At 55.2% G+C, this 3601-nt stretch carries 2 protein-coding genes and 2 pseudogenes; 3 read left to right on the forward strand and 1 reads right to left on the reverse strand.

All coding sequences use genetic code 11. The annotated features are described in order from the left end of the window. The first annotated feature begins 34 nt into the window (after nt 1-34). Both feoB and BBW68_RS19705 read left to right on the forward strand, forming a co-directional pair. Nucleotides 35-2338, forward strand: a complete 2304-nt coding sequence (gene feoB, locus BBW68_RS08250) for a Fe(2+) transporter permease subunit FeoB (RefSeq protein ID WP_070134872.1) — start codon at nt 35-37, stop codon at nt 2336-2338. Between the two features lie 81 nt (nt 2339-2419). Continuing rightward, nucleotides 2420-2814: pseudogene (locus BBW68_RS19705) on the forward strand (sugar phosphorylase); the annotation flags it as partial. Nucleotides 2815-3008: 194 nt separating this feature from the next. On the opposite strand, the pseudogene BBW68_RS08260 reads toward BBW68_RS19705, so the two are convergent. Further along, nucleotides 3009-3326: pseudogene (locus BBW68_RS08260) on the reverse strand (transposase); the annotation flags it as partial. Between the two features lie 93 nt (nt 3327-3419). Between BBW68_RS08260 and BBW68_RS08265 the strand changes: the two are divergent. Next, a partial coding sequence (locus BBW68_RS08265; RefSeq protein ID WP_186821247.1) for a transposase occupies nt 3420-3601 on the forward strand: 182 nt, incomplete at its 3' end.

Here is a 3601-nt window from a genome sequence, read left to right on the forward strand (position 1 = left end):
CCATTGAAGCCATTGAAGCCGGGGATGAAACATGTTGAAAAGCTGTACTCTTGCCCTGACCGGTAACCCAAACGTTGGCAAAACCACCCTGTTTAATCAGCTGACCGGAGCTCGCCAGCGCGTCGGCAACTGGGCAGGCGTCACGGTTGAGCGTAAAGAGGGGCGCTTTACCACCGCCCAGCATCAGGTAAAGCTGGTCGATCTGCCCGGCTGTTACTCGCTGACTACCCTTTCGGAGCAGGCATCGCTGGATGAGCAGATCGCCTGTCAGTACCTGCTGAACATGGAAGCTTCGCTGGTGATCAACGTGGTGGATGCCAGCAATCTGGAGCGCAATCTCTACCTTACGCTACAGTTGCTGGAGATGGGACTGCCTTGTATCATCGCGCTCAACATGCTGGACATTGCCGAAAGCCAGCAACTCAAAATAGACATTGCAGCGCTGGAGCAGGCGCTGGGATGCCCGGTAGTGCCGCTGGTTTCCACACGCGGGCGCGGGATTGATCGACTGAAACAGGCTATTGACCATTACCCACATCGCTGCAGGCAAATCAGTGTCGCCTACCCTGCTGCGGTGCAACAGGCGGTGACACAGCTGGCTGAGGCCATGGCGGCGGCCCTTTCGCCGGCGCAAAAAAAGTGGCTGGCGCTGCAAATGCTGGAAGGGGATATCTGGAGCCAGCAGCAGGCCGTGGATGCCGCCCGGCTGCTGCCCGCCGTATCACAGCAGACAGGAGCAGACGTGGCGCAAACCATCGTCAGCAGCCGCTATCAGACGATTGAAACCCTGTGCGGCCAAGCCATTCTGCAGCAGGGAACGCGCAAGGGGGTGTCGCAGCATCTCGATCGCCTGACGATGAACCGCTGGCTTGGCCTGCCTTTCTTCCTGCTGGTGATGTACGTGATGTTTTTCCTCGCCATTAATCTCGGCGGTGCGCTTCAGCCACTGTTCGACCTCGGATCGGCGGCGCTATTTATTCAGGGTACGCAGTGGGTGGGCATCACGCTGCACTTGCCAGAATGGCTGACGCTGTTTCTGGCGCAGGGTATTGGCGGTGGTATCAATACGGTGATGCCGCTAATTCCACAGATCGGCATGATGTACCTGTTTCTCTCGCTGCTGGAAGATTCTGGCTATATGGCGCGTGCCGCCTTTGTAATGGACCGTCTGATGCAGGTGCTCGGCCTGCCGGGGAAATCTTTCGTGCCGCTAATTGTCGGCTTTGGCTGCAATGTCCCGTCAGTCATGGCCGCCCGCACGCTTGATGCCCCGCGCGAGCGCCTGATTACCGTACTGATGGCACCATTTATCTCCTGCGGTGCACGCCTTGCCATCTTCGCGGTGTTTGCCGCGGCCTTCTTTGGTCAGCGCGGGGCGCTGGTGGTATTCAGCCTTTACCTGCTTGGCATTGGTGCCGCTATCGCTACCGGCATGCTGCTCAAGCATACGCTGATGCGCGGCGCGGTCAGCCCGTTTGTGATGGAGCTGCCCACATGGCACGTTCCGCACGTTAAAAGTCTGCTGTTACAAACGTGGCAGCGGCTGCGCGGCTTTGCGCTGCGTGCGGGAAAAGTGGTTGTGCTGGTCAGCATGGTGATTGGCGGGCTGAACAGTTTTACCTTCAGCGGTCAGCCGGTCAGTAATCTCAACGACTCGGCCCTTGCCAGCGTCAGTCGCACGCTTACCCCGCTGCTGTCGCCGATTGGCGTGCATCAAGATAACTGGCAGGCGACCGTCGGGCTGCTGACCGGGGCAATGGCGAAGGAGGTGGTTGTCGGCACGCTCAATACGCTATACACCGCAGAAGCGTTGCAGCGGCAGCCGTTTGACGCGGCGCAGTTTAACCTGATTGCTCAGCTTAAGGATGCCGCAGTGCAAACTTGGCAGAGCCTGCAGGCCACTTTCAACCTCAGCGTACTGGCGAACCCGATTGAAGCTAGTAAAGATGGTGCCGAAATGACCAGCGGTGTCATGGGTACCATGCACAGTAAATTTGCCAGCGATGCCGCCGCCTACAGCTACCTGATCTTCGTGCTGCTGTATGTTCCTTGTGTCTCGGTGATGGGGGCCATCGCGCGCGAAAGCAGCGCCCGCTGGATGCTCTTCTCTATTGTGTGGGGCATCGATCTGGCGTACTCACTCTCTGCCCTGTTCTATCAACTTGCCCGTTTTGACCAGCATCCGCGCAGCAGCCTAACGATCATCGCCGCCGTGTTAGTGATTAATGCGTTACTGATGTTAGTCCTGCGACGCATCCGCATCCGTCCGGCGCTCATTCCAGTAAAAAATGGGGTGAGCTGCTGCGCTAGTTGCGCAAAAAGCGACAATTGCCACTGATGTAAGTTACGATTTTGTGACCAGCGTCTAGAGTGAGGAATAACACTTGATTTTTCACCTGCGGTGGTAGTCGAAATAAAAATGAATATTATCAATAAGTTATTAGATAAAATCTATGAATACTCCTTTCCGCAATCGTACCTACAGCGTCTGAACACGCTGATTGACGAGGCGCGGGCGCAGATTCATCATCCGCGCAAAGCCCACTGGGATGACAAACGATGTGGTGCTGATCGCCTATACCGATCCCCACCCTAACCACCTTCTCGCGCTTCTATCAGCAGCATCTGCAGTCCAGTTTTAACTTGGTTCACCTGCTGCCCTTTTTCCCCTATTCATACGACGACGCCTTTTCGGTGATTGATTATCACTAGGTTAATCCCCGGTGCGGTAGCTGGCAGGAGATCGCCGACCTGCACCAGCACACGCGCCTGATATTCGATTTTGTCTGCAATCGTATGTCCGCGCACAGCGCCTAGTTCATTGATAGGAATTAAAACCCCAAAACGAATAAAATCTAACCGCAATATCTATCGACTGGCCTAAACTGGCGGGGTTTTCTGGTTTTACTCCCACCAATCAATAACGCTATTTTCATCGCTGACACTAATTTGCTGTCTATTTTTTAAGTATTTTCTGCCTTCCGGACGGATCTTCCCTGCATCCGCGCCTAACCGCAAATTTTCATCTGCGCCAGTTTCTCATGACAGGCCAGCAGTTTCGGAACCCGCAGTCCCCGTTTCAGCCCGCTGAAACACATCATTTTGCCGCACATAATGCACGCCAGCGGATACATCACATCCAGCACCGACCGTTTTGACGGACTCAAAAAACCGTAATACCGCACCATCCAGAACCGTTTCTCCGGCACGTGCCAGGAAAAACGCGCCATAAATTCATCACCGCTCAGCGTCAGTGCTTCCTCCTGCTTCGTCCCGTGGCTGCGGTAGCGCATGATAATCTCGTCCCGCCCAGGGTAGAGTCTTAGGACGTGGTGTAAATTTGGAAGGATGGTGAGAGCCATTGGCTTATCCGGTAAGGTAATGGTTAATTAGACAATTATCTCAGAAGGAGTCAACCGATGGCCGACAACAGCATGACATTCAGCAACACCCTGATGCAACTCGGCGGCGAGGACTTTCTGCGTGAACTCACCGAATTTATGCTCAACCGCATCATGGAGGCCGATGTCACTCAGCGCATCAACGCAGAGCCTCATGAGCGCAGTGACGAGCGGGAGACCTACCGTAACGGCTACCGTGA

Source organism: Candidatus Erwinia dacicola (assembly GCF_001756855.1).
GTDB classification, from domain to species: domain Bacteria; phylum Pseudomonadota; class Gammaproteobacteria; order Enterobacterales; family Enterobacteriaceae; genus Erwinia; species Erwinia dacicola.